We start from the raw sequence: 1,428 nt of genomic DNA on the forward strand, positions 1-1,428 counted from the left end.
GGGCGAGGCCGTGGCCGGCGATGTAGAGCTCGCCGGTGACGCCGGTCGGTACGGGCTGCAGGCCCGCGTCGAGCACATACGTACGCGTGTTGTCCAGTGGCCGGCCGATCGGCGTGCGGGCGGGAACGGACCCGCCGGCGCGGATGGAGTAGTGGGTCGCACAAAGCGTGGTCTCGGTGGGGCCGTAGCTGTTCGTGACCACCGTCCGGGGCGTGTGGGCCAGGACCTTCTCGACGGCGGCAGGTGACATGACATCCCCACCTGTCCATACCTCGCGCACGGAGCCGAAGCACTGCGGCTGCTCCTCGGCCAGCAGCCGGAATATGCCGGAGGCCAACAAGAGCCCCGTGACCTCGTTCGTCGAGATGACCTCTGCCAGCAGGTGGATGTCGAGGTCACCAGGAGGAGCCACCACAATCCGGCCGCCGGAGAGCAGCGGGCCCCAGATTTCGTACGTCGAGGGGTCGAAGGTATTGGGCGAGTGGAGCAGTACACGCTGCCGTGCCTCATCACTCCAGCAGCGGTCGGCCACCAAGTCGAGCACACTGCCGTGGGTGATGCCCACACCCTTGGGGGCGCCGGTCGAACCCGAGGTGTACAGCACGTAGGCGAGCTGCGCCGAGTGACCGCTCACCGCGGGATCGTCGGCGCTCTCCTCCGCGAGTGCCGGGTCCCCGTCCACAATCAGCGTGCGGGTCTCGCCGAGGGGTTCCGGCAGCGGGAAGGACTGCTCTGTCAGCAGGACTTCGGCCCTTGTCTCGGCGAGGATCAACCGGACGCGTTCTGCGGGGCTGCGCTTGTCCATCGGGACGTAGACCCCGCCGGCCTTCACCACGGCGAGTGTGGCCACCACGAGCTCTACCGACCGCTCCAGCAGCAGTGCCACTCGGGACTCGTCCCGGACGCCCATGCTGCGGAGGCGGTTTGCCAACCGGTTGGCACGCTCATCGAGCTCGCGGTAGGTCAACGACTCGGTCGCGGAGCTCACCGCCACCGCGTAAGGCCACCGGCTGACCTGGAGGGCGAACGCCTCCTGCACAGTGAGAGCGCCGTCGGTGATTTCGCGGGCCGTGTCGTTCCATTCATCGAGCACTCGTCGGCGTTCGGCGGGGGCGAGGATGTCGATCCGGCCGATCGGCTGGTCGGGATCGTCGGCGGCGGCTTCGAGGATCCGGATGAAGTGCTCGGCAAGCCGCTGCGCTGTAGCGTGCTCGAAGAGGTCGGTGGAGAACTCCAGAATGCCGCGCAGCCCGTTGTCCTCTCCGTGCGGTTCCAGCAGGCTGAATGCCAGGTCGAGCTTCGCGATGTCGAGTGAGGTCGGCTCGGGTTCGACGGTCAGGTCGGGGAGTTCGGGCTCGGTCCTCGTGTTGTTGTTGAGGGTGAGCATGACTTGGAAGAGGGGGTGGCGGGTGAGGGAGCGGGTGGGGT

The 1,428-nt window shown here is 67.7% G+C and carries 1 protein-coding gene; it reads right to left on the reverse strand.

What is annotated here, in order from left to right; translation table 11 throughout:
- The coding region (locus tag NW895_RS41110) for an AMP-binding protein (RefSeq protein WP_289942368.1) at positions 1-1,387 on the reverse strand (1,387 nt) is incomplete at its 3' end.
- Positions 1,388-1,428 lie beyond the last annotated feature (41 nt).

This window comes from Streptomyces sp. S.PNR 29 (genome assembly GCF_030386795.1).
Classification (GTDB): Bacteria; Actinomycetota; Actinomycetes; order Streptomycetales; family Streptomycetaceae; genus Streptomyces.